Origin of the sequence: Streptomyces radiopugnans, assembly GCF_900110735.1 — a bacterium.
GTDB lineage: Bacteria > Actinomycetota > Actinomycetes > Streptomycetales > Streptomycetaceae > Streptomyces > Streptomyces radiopugnans.
Genome location: NZ_FOET01000001.1, coordinates 141,789 through 156,964, shown reverse-complemented (window position 1 = coordinate 156,964; position 15,176 = coordinate 141,789). Strand labels below are relative to the sequence as shown.

The following is a 15,176-nucleotide window of genomic DNA, read 5'->3' as shown; positions in this document are numbered from 1 at the left end:
TCCGGGGCGAGTTGGAAGGGCGCGGCGGGCGGCCGCTACGGGATGACGACGACCGGGCGCCGCGCGCGGCGGGCGAGGCGGCCCGCGACCGAGCCGAAGAACCGGCCGACGAGGCCGTGCGTGGAGCCCACGACGATGGCGTCGGCCTCGTACTCGCAGCCGACCTCCTCCAGCTCGTGGCAGATGTCGCCGCCGCGCTCGACGAGGATCCAGGGGACCTCGGACAGATGGTCCGCGCAGGCGAGCTCCAGGCCCAGCACCTCGGTGCGGTGGTCGGGGACGTCGACGAAGACCGGCGGCTCGCAGCCCGCCCACACGGTCGTCGGAAGCCGGTTGGCGACGTGGACGATGATCAGCCCGGAGTCGGAGCGCTTCGCCATGCCGATGGCGTAGGCCAGGGCCCGCTCACTGGAGACCGAGCCGTCGAATCCCACCACGACCCCGTGACGGAACGCCGGATCGCAGGAGTGGCGCGTCTCGTCCGCCGCCCGGGGCGTCGCCGCCGGATCGGCGAGCCGCTTGCGGTCCGCGGGGTCGGGGATCTCGTGTCCAGCCATCGGTTACGTCACGTGTGCCTAGGAATACGTCCTGGAAGCATGTTCCTCAGCCCATACCCCTGAGGGTACGACGGCACTCCCCCCTTGCCCAGAGGCTGCGGTCACTGCCGGTGCAGCATGCCGGAGCGGAAAGCGTTGCGCAATGCCGGGGCGGCCCCCGGCCCCCTCCTCCGCACCCTCCCGGGACCGCCCGGGGCTTCCGGAATATCCCCTTCCGGCGGCCCGGCCGCACGGGCCCCGCGCCGCCGCCCGCGGCGGTGCGGGGCGGCCCGCACCGGCTCCGCACCAGGCCGGCGCCAGATCCGTGCCAGGTCCGCACCGGGGTCGTCACCGCCGTACCGGCGCGGGGGCGCACGGAGGCGAATGACTCAGGCGGCAGTCCGCCCCCCGGTGCGCGGCGTACGCCCTCAAGGCTCCGGTTGCTGCTTTCTGAGCCCCTGCGCTTTTCGGCCAACTTCCAGCCGTGGTACACAACTTGCCAGAGGCTGACCCCGCACCGCCCACCAGGGCGGGGAGAATCGAGGCGAACAAGTGCACCCCGCGGACAGACGGCCACGAAGCGAGGCGTTCTTCCCAGGGGCGCCGACGAGTGGAACGCTTCGTGATCGAACGCTTCACGCCAAGTTGTCATGTCGACATAGCGGCGAGTGGTGAACTTGTCCCGTCAGCCTCGACAGACACAGTAGATTCGATCTTGGCTAACCACGGCGGGGGAAACGTGCAGGACCGGAAGGACGCGACGACTGAGGGGGGCTTAGTTCCATGAGCCAGGAGCCAACGCACGGCCCTGGGACGACGCGCAAGCTGGCCGCGCGCCGCCGCCGCGAGATCGTCGCCGTACTGCTCTTCGGCGGCGGCCCGATCTTCGAGAGCTCCATCCCGCTGTCCGTCTTCGGCATCGACCGGCAGGACGCCGGCGTTCCCCGCTACCGCCTTCTGGTGTGCGCGGGCGAAGAGGGACCCCTGCGCACCACGGGAGGCCTGGAGTTGACCGCTCCGTACGGCCTGGAGGCGCTCTCCCGGGCGGGCACGATCGTCGTACCCGCCTGGCGTTCCATCACCCAGCCACCGCCCCCGGCGGCCCTCGACGCCCTGCGGCGGGCGCACGAGGAGGGGGCGCGGATCATAGGCCTGTGCACGGGCGCGTTCGTGCTCGCCGCGGCCGGCCTGCTCGACGGCCGCCCCGCGACGACGCACTGGATGTACGCGCCGACGCTGGCCAAGCGCTACCCGGGGGTCCACGTCGACCCGCGCGAGCTGTTCGTGGACGACGGGGACATCCTCACCTCCGCCGGCACCGCGGCGGGCATCGACCTGTGCCTGCACGTGGTGCGCACCGACCACGGCGCCGAGGCGGCGGGAGCCCTGGCCCGCCGCCTCGTCGTACCGCCCCGGCGCGGCAACGGCGGTCAGGAGCGCTACCTGGACAGGTCTTTACCCGAGGAGATCGGCACCGACCCGCTCGCCGAGGTCGTGGCCTGGGCCCTGGAGCACCTCCACGAGCAGTTCGACGTGGAGACGCTGGCCGCGCGGGCCTACATGAGCCGGCGGACCTTCGACCGCCGGTTCCGCTCGCTGACCGGCAGCGCACCGCTGCAGTGGCTGATCACCCAGCGGGTGCTCCAGGCGCAGCGGCTGCTGGAGACCTCCGACTACTCGGTCGACGAGGTCGCCGGACGCTGCGGCTTCCGCTCGCCGGTCGCGCTGCGCGGCCACTTCCGGCGGCAGCTCGGCGCGTCCCCGGCGGCGTACCGGGCGGCCTACCGGGCGCGCACCGGCAGACCGGAGGGCGGCGGGGACGGGGAGCGCGCCTCCGAGGCACGCGCCGACCACGCCGCGGCCGAGTCCGCCGCGCACGGCACGGCCCACGCAGCGCGCGCGGAGAGGGGGGACCGAGGGGAGCGGGGGGAGCGGGGGGAACGCGCCGACCGGACGGAGCGGAGCGTACGGGGCGAGCACGGCAAACCGGAATCCGACACCTACACCCCCCGGCTGCCCTCCCAGCGGGGCCGCATGCCCGGCCGGGCCCCGTAGGCTGGGGCGCATGAACGATCGCATGGTGTGGATCGACTGCGAGATGACCGGGCTCTCGCTGTCCGAAGACGCTCTCATCGAGGTGGCCGCGCTGGTCACCGACTCGGAGCTGAACGTGCTCGGTGACGGGGTGGACATCGTGATCCGCCCGCCCGCCGAGGCACTGGACACCATGCCCGACGTCGTCCGCGAGATGCACACCGCCTCCGGCCTGCTCGACGAGCTGGCCGGAGGCACCACGCTGGAGGACGCCGAACAGCGGGTCCTGGAGTACGTCAGGAAACACGTCCCCGAGCCCGGCCGGGCCCCGCTGTGCGGGAACTCCGTCGGGACCGACCGCGGCTTCCTGATGCGCGACATGCCGACGCTGGAGGACTACCTCCACTACCGGATCGTCGACGTCTCCTCGATCAAGGAACTGGCCCGGCGCTGGTACCCGAAGGCGTACTTCAACAGCCCGGAGAAGAGCGGCAACCACCGGGCGCTCGCGGACATCAGGGAGTCCATCGCGGAACTGCGCTACTACCGCGAGGCGGTCTTCGTCCCGGCGCCCGGTCCGGACTCGGAGACGGCGCGGAGGATCGCGGCCCGGCACGTGCTGCCCGCCGCGGGCTGAGGCGCTCCCGGGCCCCCGCGGACCGTCCGCGGAACGTCCGCAGAGCCCTGCGGAGCCCTCCGCGGGGCCACGCGGGACAAAGGTGCGCGGGCATGGTCCACGACCCTGTACACTCTTATCGGCCGGTGCGGAAAGCACCACGAGCACCGGTCATGGTGGGTATAGCTCAGCTGGTAGAGCACCTGGTTGTGGTCCAGGATGTCGCGGGTTCGAGTCCCGTTACTCACCCTGAACGATCAAGGCCCGGCCTGCGGAAGCAGGCCGGGCCTTGATCGTCCGCCGGGTCGCGGGAGCACCGCGGGAACACGGCGGGGAACCACGCCCCGAAGGCCGTGGCGGAGGTCACAGCAGCTGCACCCCGCGCCGGGCGAGGTAGGCGACGGGGTCGACGTCCGAGCCGTAGCCGCGTTTGCTGCGCACCTCGAAGTGGAGGTGGGGGCCGGTGACCCGGCCCGTGGCCCCGGAGTTGCCCACCGCGCTGCCCGCCTTCACCCGCTCCCCGCCGTTCACCGAGATCCGCGACAGATGGGCGTAGAGGGCGTAGTAGCCGTCGTCCATCCTGACCGTCACCGCCTTCCCGTAGGCGCCGGCCTCACCGGCGAAGACCACGGAGCCGGCGCCGACCGCGTAGACGGGGGTGCCTACGGGCATCGCGAAGTCGATGCCCGTGTGGTGGCCCGCCTGCCAGTTGCCGGGGATCCCGTAGGCGGCCGAGACCCGGTAGTCCCCCGCCACCGGCCGGGCCCAGCGCCCCAGGACCGCCTCCTGCCCGGCCGAGAAGGCCGCCGGGACGGCGTCGCCGCCCGACCGCTCCCACCCGCTCTCGGCCCCTTCGGTCCTTCCCGCCAGGAACGGGACGCTTCCGAGCGCCGCCAGCGCCGCACCGCGCAGCACCAGTCCGCGCCGGTCCGGCGTCCACTGCCGACGTCCACCCTGTGTAGCCATCGTTTCGACCTCCCATTCGGCGGTGCCATAGATGTGAGGACACGTCAGCCGGGGCCTTCTCGCATCTTCGCGACCGCCTCCGGGGCCGCCGAACGGCGTAGCGCCGGCCGGGTCCGGGGGTGCGAACCCGCTTTCCGGTGGGCGCGGTTGCGGTTCCGGACGATCCGTCGGGCGACAATCCCCTTACAGGTGAATGGACTAAACCACCCGGCAGGTGCCCCCTCGGTCCGCCGCGCCCGCGGCGGGCCGCCTGGCACACGGTCACCTTCCGGCCCTGCCGCGCCGGAATGCCGAGGGAGGGTGGAGGGAGGACGGCGGCGGGGAGGCGGTGGTAGCACGGGGGGAGGGCTGCCGAGGCGGACGCGGGGAGGCGTGACGGCCGGCGCGGGCCGAACGAGCCTGCCCGGCAGGAGGTTTGTGGTCGCGGCCGGGATCTCCCCGGGCCGGCCGCCGGCCACCGGTCACGGCCGGCGGACCGGCGGCCGGCCCGGGGCGGACCGCGTCCCGCCTCCACGGCGGGCGGAGGGGCACAGACGGGGCCGCGGCCGTCCGGCGTACCGGCGCCGGGGGCGATCCCGGTGCCGGTGCGGACGGCCGCGGCCGTCGGGTGCGGCCGGGCGGTGGAGAGGCGGGGGACGGACGGACCACCGCTCCGGCTCGTCACCGGCCGGCGGCACCGCTCGTGCCGGTGCCGCCGGTGGTGCGGATTGGAAGGCCCCCCGGTGCGGCCGCCGTCGACCAGACCGGACCGGGGGGCCGGCTTCACCCCTCTCGGGCGGCTACTCGTCGCCGAAGAGGTCCGCGTATGTGGCCAGGGCGAGAGCGGCGTCCGCCTGGGCCCAGAAGCGGTGGTAGTTGAACGTCGGCGCCTGGCCGCCGTTCAGGTAGCTCTCCACCTTGTTGAACTGCGGATCGTCCTGGTAGAAGGAGCGGATCGACAGGAAGGTGGAGTCGGAGTCGATCCTGTCGCCGTTGGGCATGGTGCCGGTCCAGCCCGAGGGGACGTACACCGGGTCGTCGAACCGCTCGAAGTCGGTCCGGGTCTCCTCGACGCTGATGCCCATGGCGTCCTGGTGGTGGTCCCACATGGCGTCCATCAGCGCCTTGGCGGTGGTCCTGGCCTCCTCGTCGCCGGACTTGGCGGCGTAGTACATCAGGGTCTTGGCCAGGGCCGCGGTGACACCGACGTCGGTGGTGTAGTCGCGGACCGTCACATGCAGGTCCGAGTTGTCACCGGGGTTGGACGGGTTCCAGGTGTCGGGCTTTCCGGACCACTGGAGCGTCGAGGGGATCTGGTAGTTGCCGTCGGGGTTGACGGTCACCTCGGACAGGACCCAGTCCACCCACTTGTCCAGGACCTCCTTGGCCGTGGCGTTGCCGGTCTCGTGGTAGAGCTCGGCGACGCGCTCCATCGACCAGGCCTGCATGCCGAACCACTGGTTGGACGGCGGGTCGTGGTAGACGGGCTTCTCGTCGTAGAACATGCCGTAGAAGGTGGGGGTGCCGGCCGGCGGGGTGCCGTAGTCGCCCTCCCAGCTGTTGGTCGCACCGCCCGCGATGCCGCCCTCGTCGGACTGCAGCCAGCGGTAGAACTCGACCTGGCGCTGGAGGCTCTTCTCCCAGTCCGACACCGCGGTGGAGCCCTTGGGACGCAGCTCCGGGACGGTGGTCAGGGCGTGGGCCGTCATCGGGTTCTGGTAACCGAAGTGGTTGTGGCTGCTGCCGATCCGCCAGGCCCATCCGGCGCTGGTGTCGGTGGCGCCGCCCCAGGCGTAGTACCAGGACAGCAGGTAGTGCGCGCTGTCCTTGCCGGTGCCGGCGGGGCAGGACGTGGGACCGGTGCAGTTGCCGATCTTCTTGAAGTACTTGTCGAAGAAGGCGTAGCGCAGGTAGTCGCCCATCTTCGCGGCCTTGGACAGGGTCGCGGTGATCTCGGACTTCTTACCCTGCTCCTCGGCCCACATCTCGGCCCAGTAGGCGGCCTGGATGGCGCGGGCGTCGGCGTCGGGCGCGTTGGTGAACTTCCACTGCTCGGCGTAGTTGTCGTCGTCCATGAACAGGTCGAGGTACCCGTTCTCACCGCCGAAGGTGAAGTCGTCGCAGGTGGGCTGCGGGACGGTCTCCCAGACCGACTCCTGCGAGCCGCGCTGGAAGGTGTTGATGTACGACGGCGCGTCCGACTCCGGTCCGCCCTGGCAGACGCTGCCGGGCTCGTTGCCGTAGCCGTAGACGTTGTCCACGTCCTGCAGCCAGTGCATGCCGTAGATCTCGTCGGTGCCGTAGGCGCTGCGCAGCTCGGCCGCGATCGGGTCCCTGCCGACCGGGACGTTGCCGTCGATCGCCGACGGGTAGTCCTCCGGGGTCGGGTGCTCGGCCGCGTAGGTGGCGGGCTTGGAGGGGTCGTAGAAGCTGTTGGTCGGCTGGTCGGCCTTCGTGGGGATCATGTAGTCCTCCATGATCTGCCACGACTCGTTGAACGGGCCCCAGTCCTCGGTGACCTTGCCGTACATGGCCTGCAGCCAGATCAGGTAGCTGTACGCCTCGGAGGTCGTCTCGTGACCGTGGTCGGGGGCCTCGACCATCAGCGTCTCGACGGAGTGGTAGGGGATGCCCTCCGGCGAGAAGTACCCGTTGGCCGGGTCGAAGATCTTGTTGTAGAGCTCCAGGAAGCGGTCCTCGTACTCGCCCGCGTCACCGGAGTTGGACAGCTGGGTGACCGTCACCTCGGCCGCGTCGTGGCCGGGGGCGCTGACGGTGAAGGTCGCCGCTCCGGAGCCGGTGTCGTCGGCCGCGATGGTCACGTTCTGGGGGGTGTCCCAGTTGGAGGGCGTGAAGGTGAGCGAGGCGCCGTCCGCCACGGACAGTCCGCTGTTGCCGCCGGTGCGCGCCACCGTCGCCGTCACGTTCGCGGACGGCTGCTCGGAGAGCTTCACGGCGAACCGGGCGGTCTCCCCCTGGCGCACCCCGAGCTGGGCCGGGGTCACGACCACCGCGGGGCCGTCGGTCACCTCGACGCCGACGGGCGTGGACTCGGCCGACATCCCGTTGGAGTCGTGGGCGACGGCGTAGATCGAGTAGTTGCCGGCCGGGACGTCCTCCCAGTCGAAGGAGTAGGGGGCCGTGGTGTCGGTGCCCAGCAGCTCGGTGTCGCTGTAGAACTCGACCTTCTCGATGGTGGCCCCGGACTCCGTCGCCCGCGCGTCGGCGGCCAGCGCGATGGTGGCGCCCGCGGAGAAGACCGCGCCCGCTCCGGGGCTGGTCAGAGTGGCGGTGGGGGCGGAGAGGTTGCCGCCGCAGCGGGTGCCGTTGACCGAGAAGGAGGTCGGGTCGGCGTTGGTGCCGCTGTAGCTGAAGTTGGCGCCGGCGGTGACGGCCGAGCCGGAGGCGATCCTCGTGTTGTAGGTCGGGCTCTTGACCGTGACGGTCCTGCCCGACTGCGACCACTGGCCGTTCCAGCCCTGCTGGAGCCTCTGGTTGCCGCTGTAGTCGTAGGTCAGGGTCCAGTCCTCGATGGCCTCGGAGCCCCGGTTGGTGATGGTGACGTTCGCGGTGAAGCCGGAGCCCCAGTCGTTCTTCGTGTAGTCGACGCTGCACTGGAGGGCCGCGGCCTGGGCCGTCCCGCTGAGCGCCGAGCTCATGCCCAGTGGCAGGGAGATCGCGGCGGTGGCCGCGACCAGCAGTTTCCTGGTCCTGCCTCTGGGGGGTTTCGGCGGCACCTCCGGTACCGGTAACACGCGCATGCGGGGTTCCCTCCTCGCGGCTCGGGGTGTGGGGAAGAGCAGCGCCCGAAGGCGCACGGGCTGAGGAACTGAAACCAGTGGGAGCGCTCCCAAGGGTCAAGGTGGACATGACACCTGTCAAGAGTCTGAACGAGATGACCCTGCCGAAGAAATTCGATCCGCCAATTACTGAACGCACTCTGGCCACAACCGGAAGTTGGCGCTACGTTCTCCTTCAACCAGTGGGAGCGCTTCCACAGTCGTGCGCCAGGGACGGCGCGTTCGACCGACCAGGAGCCGCTTCATGCACCCCCCACCGCACCTCCGGGCGTTAGACAGCACCGCAGCACTCCCTGCCGCGTTCCCTCGCGGCGGTGCCGGCCTGCCCGTTTCCCTCCCGTACACCCCGCCCTCCCCCGGCGCCTCCCCCGGCGCCTGTCCCGGAGCACGCTCCGGGCGGATCCGCCGGAGGACAGGAGCGGAGTGTGGTCACGCTCCGTGCCACGACAACGGTCGTTCCCCACCGCGACGGAGACAGCTCTCCGTCCGGGGTTCGCACCCGTGACATGGCCACAACCCCCCAACCAACACGGAGCCGGACTCCGTCGTCACCCGGGGCACAACCGGAAGGAAGAGGAAAGATCGCATGACAGGCACCAGAAAACCATCGCGTGAGCGCCGGCTGGCGTTGCTCGCCGCGGGCACGCTGGTAGTCGGCGCGCTCGGCGCGGGCAGCATGCTCCACGGCACCGCCGTGGCCGCTCCCGTGTGCACCGTCGACTACAAGGTCGCGAACGACTGGGGCAACGGCTTCACCGCCTCGGTCACCGTGACCAACAACGACTCCTCCGCGCTGAGCAACTGGAAGGTGGAGTGGGACTACGCGGGCAACCAGAAGGCCGGCTCGGGCTGGAACGCCACCGTGTCCCAGAGCGGCGCGCACGTGACCGCCACCGCCCCGTCCTGGAACTCCACGCTCGCCTCCGGCGGCTCCGCCGAGTTCGGCTTCAACGGCACCTACTCCGGGTCCAACCCGGCCCCCACCACGTTCAAGCTGAACGGCACCACCTGCAACGTGGACGGCGGCACCGGCGGCACCACGACCGGTGGCACCACCGACGGCGGGACCAGCAACGGCGGGGCCACCAACGGCGGCACCACCGACGGCGGCACCACCGGCGGCTCGGGCGAGCCCGGCGACCGCGTGGACAACCCGTACGCGGGCGCCAAGCTCTATGTGAACCCCGACTGGTCCGAGCAGGCCGCCAGGAGCGGCGGCCAGGCGATCGCCAACCAGCCGACCGCCGTGTGGCTGGACCGCATCGCCGCCATCACCTCGGGCTCCGCCGGCGAGAACACCATGGGCCTGCGCGACCACCTCGACGAGGCCCTGGCCCAGGGCGCCGACGCGCTCCAGATGGTGACCTACAACCTGCCCGGCCGCGACTGCGCCGCCCTGGCCTCCCAGGGCGAGCTCGGACCGACGGAGATCGACAAGTACAAGCGCGAGTTCATCGACCCGATCGCGGCGATCCTGTCGGACCCGAAGTACGCCGACCTGCGCATCATCAACATCGTCGAGATCGACTCGCTGCCGAACCTGATCACCAACGTCGGCAGCCGCCCGACGGCCACCGCCAACTGCGACACGATGCTGGCGAACGGCAACTACGTCAAGGGCGTCGGCTACGCGCTGGCCAAGCTGGGCGCGATCCCGAACGTCTACAACTACATCGACATCGGCCACCACGGCTGGCTCGGCTGGGACGACAACTTCACCCCCACCGCCAAGCTGCTCCACCAGGCCGCCACCTCCGAGGGCTCCACGGTCGACCACGTGGCCGGCTTCGCCGCCAACGTCGCCAACTACGGCGCCCTCAAGGAGCCGCACTTCACCATCAACGACTCGGTGAACGGCACCTCGGTCCGCCAGTCCAAGTGGGTCGACTGGAACCGCTACGTGGACGAGCAGACCTACGCCCAGGCGTTCCGCGAGGAGGCGGTCAAGGCCGGCTTCCGCTCCGACGTCGGCGTGATCATCGACACCTCCCGCAACGGCTGGGGCGGCCCGAACCGGCCCAGCGCCCCCGCGGCCAAGACCAGCCTGGACGCCTTCGTCGACGGCAGCCGCATCGACCGCCGGATCCACACCGGCAACTGGTGCAACCAGGCCGGCGCCGGCCTCGGTGAGCGGCCGAAGGCCGCGCCCGCTCCGGGCATCGACGCCTACGCGTGGATCAAGCCCCCGGGTGAGTCCGACGGTGCCAGCGAGGACATCCCGAACGACGAGGGCAAGAAGGCCGACCAGATGTGCGACCCGGACTACGGCGGCAACGCCCGCAACGGCAACAGCAAGTCCGGTGCCCTGCCCGGCGCGCCGGTCTCCGGCCACTGGTTCCAGGCCCAGTTCGAGGAGCTGCTGCGCAACGCCTACCCGCCGGTCGACTGATCACCGAGTGATCGCCGGACAGCGGTAGGACGGCTCAAAGGGGGCCGGTCGGTACGCCGACCGGCCCCTTCGCCGTGTCCGCGGTACCACCGTGCCCGCAGCGCCACCGTGCCCGCGTGACCGGCCGGGGGCCGTCCGGGGACCGTCCGGGGGTTAGGAGGAGGCGCGGCGGATCAGTTCCGTCGGCAGCACCCGGCCGGCGCGGTCGTCCCGGCCCGCCTTGCGGTCCTCGATCTGCTCCAGCAGCACCCGGGCCATCGACCGGCCCATCTCCTCCAGCGGCTGCCGCACGCTGGTCAGCGGCGGGTCCATGTGGCGGGCGACGGCCGAGTCGTCGAAGCCGACCAGGGCCACGTCCTCCGGCACCCGGCGGCCCGACTCGCGCAGCACTGCGCGGGCGCCCGCGGCCATCACGTCGGAGGCGCAGAAGACGGCGTCCAGATCGGGCCGCCGCGACAGCAGCTCCCGCATGGCACGGCGGCCGCCCTCCTCGGTGAAGTCCCCGTCGGCGACCAGCCGCTCGTCCTGCTCCAGGCCCGCGGCGCGCAGCGCGTCGCGGTACCCGTGGAGGCGGCACTGGGCGACGTACATGTCCAGTGGTCCGGTGACGGTGGCCACCGCGCGCCGACCGCGGCCGATCAGGTGCTCCACCGCGGCCTGGGCGCCGCCGGTGTTGTCGCAGTCCACGTACGGCACCGACTCGTCGCCGCTGCGGCGGCCGCTGAGGACCGCGGGCATCTCGATGCGTTCCAGCAGGTCGGGCAGGGGGTCGTCGGCGTGCACGGACACCAGCAGCACACCGTCCACCCGGTGGGCGGTGACGTACTGGGCGAAGCGGTCGCGTTCCTTGGGGGTGCGGATCAGGGTCAGCAGCAGCTGCATGTCGGTGTCGGCGAGCTCGGTGCTGACGCCGCGGATGATACCGGAGAAGTACGGCTCGGCGAAAAGCCTGGTCTCGGCCTCGGGGATGACCAGCGCGATCGCGTCGGTGCTGCCCGCGGCCAGCGCCCGGGCGGCCCGGTTGGGCACGTAGCCCAGTTCGGCGATCGCCTGCTGGACGGCGGTGCGGGTCTGGTCGCTGACGTTGGCGGCGCCGTTGATCACCCGGGAGACGGTGCCGCGGCCCACCCCCGCGTAGGCGGCGACCTGCTCCAGAGTGGGCCGCTGGCCCCGCCTTCCGCTCACTGTCATGACCGCCTCCCCAGCGTGTACGGGCTCGACCGCAAGGGCCGGTCGGCCCTTGCACCAGTATCGATCAGCCACCGAAGCTAACAGCCGGATAACTGCGCCGGGTCAGTGTGTCCATTCCCTTGACACCCGCGCCAGGGACCCGCGACTCTTCAACTCATCACGCCTGGGAGCGCTCCCAAAGGACTTGACCCATACAGAAGCCACACGTTCCCACCCGAGCCGCAGCACCATCCGTCACCGCGGTCCCCCACACCCTTCCACGGCCGGGAGTGAAACGTCAGGGCGCTAGGAGGACGCAGTGCGCAAGACCCGCACCACCCGCCGGGCCGTGGCCGTCATGGCCGCCGCGGCCATCGGTGCCGGCCTGCTCGCCGGATGCGCGAGCGACGAGGACTCGGGCAGCAAGGCCGGGGGAACCGACAGCGAGGGCAAGACCGTCATCACCGTCGGCCTCTTCGGGACCTTCGGCTTCAAGGAGGCCGGTCTCTACGAGGAGTACGAGAAGCTTAACCCGAAGGTCAAGATCGAGCAGACCGTCGTCGAGCGGAACGAGAACTACTACCCGCAGCTGCTCACCCGCCTCGCCAGCAACAGCGGCCTCGCCGACATCCAGGGCATCGAGGTGGCGAACATCGCCGAGGTCGTCCAGACCCAGGCGGACAAGTTCGTCGACCTGTCCAAGGCCGGCGGAGTCTCCAAGGACGACTACTTCGACTGGAAGTGGAACCAGGCCACCACCGCCGACGGCAAGACCATCGGCCTGGGCACCGACATCGGCCCGATGGCCATCTGCTACCGCAAGGACCACTTCGAGGCCGCCGGCCTGCCCACCGAGCGCGACGCGGTCGGGAAGCTGTGGGAGGGCGACTGGCAGAAGTACCTCGACACCGGCAAGAAGTTCATGGGCGACGCCCCCAAGGGCGTCAAGTGGGTCGACTCCGCCAGCGGCCTGTACAACGCGGCCATCTCCTCCAGCGCCACCCGCTACTACGACGAGCAGGGCGAGGTCGTCTACAAGACCAACCCGGACGTCAAGGAGGCCTGGGACGTCGCCGCGGAGGCCGCCTCCGAGGACATGACCGACAAGCACGAGCTGTTCACGGACTCGTGGAACAAGGCCATGAACAACGGAACCTTCGCCACGCTCTCCTGCCCCGCCTGGATGCTCGGCTACATCCAGGACAAGGGCGGCGAGAAGGCCAAGGGCAAGTGGGACGTCGCTCCCGCGCCCAAGGCCGGCAACTGGGGCGGCTCCTTCCTCGGTGTGCCCGAGAGCAGCAAGAACAAGGAGGAGGCGATCAAGCTCGCCGCCTGGCTGACCGCTCCCACCCAGCAGGCCAAGCTCTTCGCCGAGCGCGGCAGCTTCCCCAGCGCCCCGAAGTCGTACGAGACTCCCGAGGTCGCCGAGGCCACGCACGAGTACTTCTCGGACGCTCCCATCGGTGAGATCTTCTCCAAGGCGGCCGAGGGCATCCCGACCCAGGTGATCGGCCCGAAGGACCAGGTCATCCAGGAGAACATCACCCGCAGCGGCCTCCTCCAGATGGAGCGCAGCGGCCTGTCCTCCGGCAAGGCCTGGGAAGAGGCCACCAAGGCAGTCGACAACGCCCTGGACGAGTGATCAACAAGTGACCACTACCGGTTCGCCGGTGTCCGCGCCCCCCGTCAAGCAGGGGGGCGCGGCCCCGCGCCACAAACACGTTCCCTCATCCCGCGAGGACCGGCGGCGGGCACGCCGCAGCCGCTGGTACCAGCGGGACGTGAAGTGGAGTCCGTACGGCTTCATCGCCCCGTTCTTCCTGTTCTTCGGGGCCTTCAGCCTCTTCCCGCTGCTCTACACGGGCTGGGCGTCACTGCACAAGGTGTCGCTGACGGCCCCCACCGACATGGAGTGGGCCGGGCTGCACAACTTCACCCGGCTGCTGGAGGACGAGTTCTTCTGGAACGCCCTGCGCAACACCTTCAGCATCGGGATCATCTCCACCGTGCCCCAGCTGCTGATCGCGCTCGGGCTGGCCCACCTGCTGAACTACAAGCTGCGCGGTGCCACGTTCTACCGCGTTGCCATGCTGGCCCCCTACGCCACCTCGGTGGCCGCGGCGACCCTCGTCTTCGTCGTGCTCTTCGGCCGTGACTACGGCATGATCAACTGGTTCCTGGGATTCGTCGGCATCGACCCCGTCAACTGGCACGAGGGCATGACCTCCCACCTCGCGATCTCCGCGATCGTGATCTGGCGCTGGACCGGCTACAACACCCTCATCTACCTCGCCGCCATGCAGGCGGTGCCCAAGGACCTGTACGAGTCGGCGGCGCTGGACGGCGCCTCGCGCTGGCAGCAGTTCGTCCACGTCACCATCCCCGCGCTGCGGCCGACGATCCTGTTCACGGTCGTCGTCTCGACGATCGGCGCGACACAGCTGTTCGGCGAGCCCCTGCTGTTCAACCCCGGCGGCGGCGCGAACGGCGGTCCGGCCCACCAGTACCAGACCCTGGGCCTCTACCTGTACGAGCAGGGCTGGGTCAACCTGCACCTGGGCCGGGCCTCGGCCATCGCCTGGATGATGTTCCTGATCCTGGTGCTGATCGCGCTGGTCAACTGGCTGATCTCGCGCGGCATGCAGAAGCGGGAGCTGGGCCGCAAGACCGCGAGGAGGCGCTCATGAGCGTGCTGGACTCCGACCGCGCGACGTCCCCGCGGACGGCGCCCGAGCCCGGCGGGGCGGGCCACCGCACCGGCCGCGGCCGCATGCGGGGGCGGGCCGGCGGCGCCGGCGGCACGCTGCACGGCGGCAAGCTGACGTACGCGGTGCTGATCCTCGTCACCGCGATCGCGCTCTTCCCGCTGTTCTGGACCGCCGTCGCGGCCTCCCGCAACAACACCCGGCTCGCGGAGATGCCGCCGCCCTTCTGGTTCGGCGGCAACCTCTTCAAGAACCTGGGCATCGCCTGGACCGACGCCAACATGGGCCTGGCACTGCTCAACACCACCATCGTCGCCGGGTCCATCGCGATCGGCACCGTGCTGTTCGGGACGATCGCCGGGTTCGCGTTCGCCAAACTGCGGTTCCGCTTCCGGAACCTGCTGCTGATGCTGACGATCGGCACCATGATGGTGCCGCCGCAGCTCAGCGTGGTACCGCTGTTCATGGCGATCGCGGAGCTGGAGTGGACCAACCAGCTCCAGGCCGTCATCCTGCCGACCTTCGTCAGCGCCTTCGGCGTGTTCTTCATGCGGCAGTACCTGCTGGAGGCTCTGCCGACCGAGCTGATCGAGGCCGCGCGGGTGGACGGCGCCAGCAGTCTGCGCATCGTGTGGCACGTGGTCTTCCCCGCCGCCCGGCCCGCGATGGCCGTGCTCGGCATGCTGACCTTCGTGATGGCCTGGAACGACTTCTTCTGGCCGATCATCGCGCTGACCCAGCAGAACCCGACCGTCCAGGTCGCCCTGACCGGTCTGGGCCGCGGCTACATACCCGACCAGTCGGTGATCATGGCCGGCGCGCTGCTGGGGACCCTGCCACTGCTGCTGATCCTGACCGTCTTCGGCAAGCAGATCGTCGGCGGCATCATGCAGGGGGCGGTCAAGGGCTGACCGGCAGCCCTTTCCCCGTCTCTCAGCCCCCCACGTCATCCCCCTTCCGTACAACCTTCGATGGGAGCGC

At 70.6% G+C, this 15,176-nt stretch carries 10 protein-coding genes and 1 tRNA gene; 7 read left to right on the top strand and 4 right to left on the bottom strand.

Annotated elements, in window-relative coordinates; all coding sequences use genetic code 11:
- Nucleotides 1-35 precede the first annotated feature (35 nt).
- Nucleotides 36-557, bottom strand: a complete 522-nt coding sequence (locus tag BMY40_RS00680) for a universal stress protein (protein WP_093654243.1) — start codon at nt 555-557, stop codon at nt 36-38.
- A gap of 762 nt (nt 558-1,319) precedes the next feature.
- On the opposite strand from BMY40_RS00680, the gene BMY40_RS00675 reads away from it, so the two are divergent.
- The 3 genes from BMY40_RS00675 (at nt 1,320) to BMY40_RS00665 (ending at nt 3,435) form a co-directional block, all read left to right on the top strand.
- Nucleotides 1,320-2,591, top strand: a complete 1,272-nt coding sequence (locus BMY40_RS00675; protein WP_093654241.1) for a helix-turn-helix domain-containing protein — start codon at nt 1,320-1,322, stop codon at nt 2,589-2,591.
- Nucleotides 2,592-2,601: 10 nt separating this feature from the next.
- Nucleotides 2,602-3,207, top strand: coding sequence for an oligoribonuclease (orn, locus tag BMY40_RS00670; RefSeq protein WP_093654239.1), 606 nt, complete (start codon nt 2,602-2,604; stop codon nt 3,205-3,207).
- A 155-nt stretch (nt 3,208-3,362) separates the two neighbouring features.
- A tRNA-His gene (locus BMY40_RS00665) sits at nt 3,363-3,435 on the top strand.
- 114 nt (nt 3,436-3,549) lie between these two features.
- Here the strand turns inward: BMY40_RS00665 and BMY40_RS00660 are convergent.
- The gene (locus BMY40_RS00660; RefSeq protein WP_093654237.1) at nt 3,550-4,152 is read right to left on the bottom strand and encodes a M23 family metallopeptidase; all 603 of its coding nucleotides are present in this window, start codon (nt 4,150-4,152) and stop codon (nt 3,550-3,552) included.
- Nucleotides 4,153-4,931: 779 nt separating this feature from the next.
- A complete protein-coding gene (locus tag BMY40_RS00655) occupies nt 4,932-7,790 on the bottom strand; it encodes a glycoside hydrolase family 48 protein (RefSeq protein WP_093655628.1) in 2,859 nt (952 codons plus the stop codon).
- A gap of 727 nt (nt 7,791-8,517) precedes the next feature.
- Here BMY40_RS00655 and BMY40_RS00650 point away from each other — a divergent pair.
- Entirely contained in the window at nt 8,518-10,320 is a 1,803-nt protein-coding gene (locus BMY40_RS00650; protein WP_093654235.1) for a glycoside hydrolase family 6 protein, read from the top strand.
- A 153-nt stretch (nt 10,321-10,473) separates the two neighbouring features.
- On the opposite strand, the gene BMY40_RS00645 is transcribed toward BMY40_RS00650, so the two are convergent.
- Nucleotides 10,474-11,511: a LacI family DNA-binding transcriptional regulator gene (locus BMY40_RS00645; RefSeq protein ID WP_093654233.1), complete on the bottom strand. Its 1,038-nt coding sequence runs from the start codon at nt 11,509-11,511 to the stop codon at nt 10,474-10,476.
- Between the two features lie 337 nt (nt 11,512-11,848).
- On the opposite strand from BMY40_RS00645, the gene BMY40_RS00640 reads away from it, so the two are divergent.
- The 3 genes from BMY40_RS00640 to BMY40_RS00630 are packed head-to-tail and all read left to right on the top strand — an operon-like array spanning nt 11,849 to nt 15,106.
- On the top strand, nt 11,849-13,132 hold the full coding sequence (locus BMY40_RS00640) for an ABC transporter substrate-binding protein (RefSeq protein WP_093655626.1): 1,284 nt from the start codon (nt 11,849-11,851) through the stop codon (nt 13,130-13,132).
- Between the two features lie 7 nt (nt 13,133-13,139).
- Nucleotides 13,140-14,177: a carbohydrate ABC transporter permease gene (locus tag BMY40_RS00635; protein WP_093654231.1), complete on the top strand. Its 1,038-nt coding sequence runs from the start codon at nt 13,140-13,142 to the stop codon at nt 14,175-14,177.
- The gene (locus BMY40_RS00630) at nt 14,174-15,106 is read left to right on the top strand and encodes a carbohydrate ABC transporter permease (RefSeq protein WP_425443048.1); all 933 of its coding nucleotides are present in this window, start codon (nt 14,174-14,176) and stop codon (nt 15,104-15,106) included. The genes BMY40_RS00635 and BMY40_RS00630 overlap by 4 nt, the downstream gene beginning before the upstream one ends.
- Nucleotides 15,107-15,176: the final 70 nt, after the last annotated feature.

Excerpts from the sequence above, each read along its gene's own strand:
- BMY40_RS00680 (WP_093654243.1), bottom strand. The coding sequence starts at position 557 with ATGGCTGGACACGAGATCCCCGACCCCGCGGACCGCAAGCGGCTCGCC.
- BMY40_RS00675 (WP_093654241.1), top strand. The coding sequence starts at position 1,320 with ATGAGCCAGGAGCCAACGCACGGCCCTGGGACGACGCGCAAGCTGGCC.
- orn (WP_093654239.1), top strand. The coding sequence starts at position 2,602 with ATGAACGATCGCATGGTGTGGATCGACTGCGAGATGACCGGGCTCTCG.
- BMY40_RS00660 (WP_093654237.1), bottom strand. The coding sequence starts at position 4,152 with ATGGCTACACAGGGTGGACGTCGGCAGTGGACGCCGGACCGGCGCGGA.
- BMY40_RS00655 (WP_093655628.1), bottom strand. The coding sequence starts at position 7,790 with ATGAGCTCGGCGCTCAGCGGGACGGCCCAGGCCGCGGCCCTCCAGTGC.
- BMY40_RS00650 (WP_093654235.1), top strand. The coding sequence starts at position 8,518 with ATGACAGGCACCAGAAAACCATCGCGTGAGCGCCGGCTGGCGTTGCTC.
- BMY40_RS00645 (WP_093654233.1), bottom strand. The coding sequence starts at position 11,511 with ATGACAGTGAGCGGAAGGCGGGGCCAGCGGCCCACTCTGGAGCAGGTC.
- BMY40_RS00640 (WP_093655626.1), top strand. The coding sequence starts at position 11,849 with ATGGCCGCCGCGGCCATCGGTGCCGGCCTGCTCGCCGGATGCGCGAGC.
- BMY40_RS00630 (WP_425443048.1), top strand. The coding sequence starts at position 14,174 with ATGAGCGTGCTGGACTCCGACCGCGCGACGTCCCCGCGGACGGCGCCC.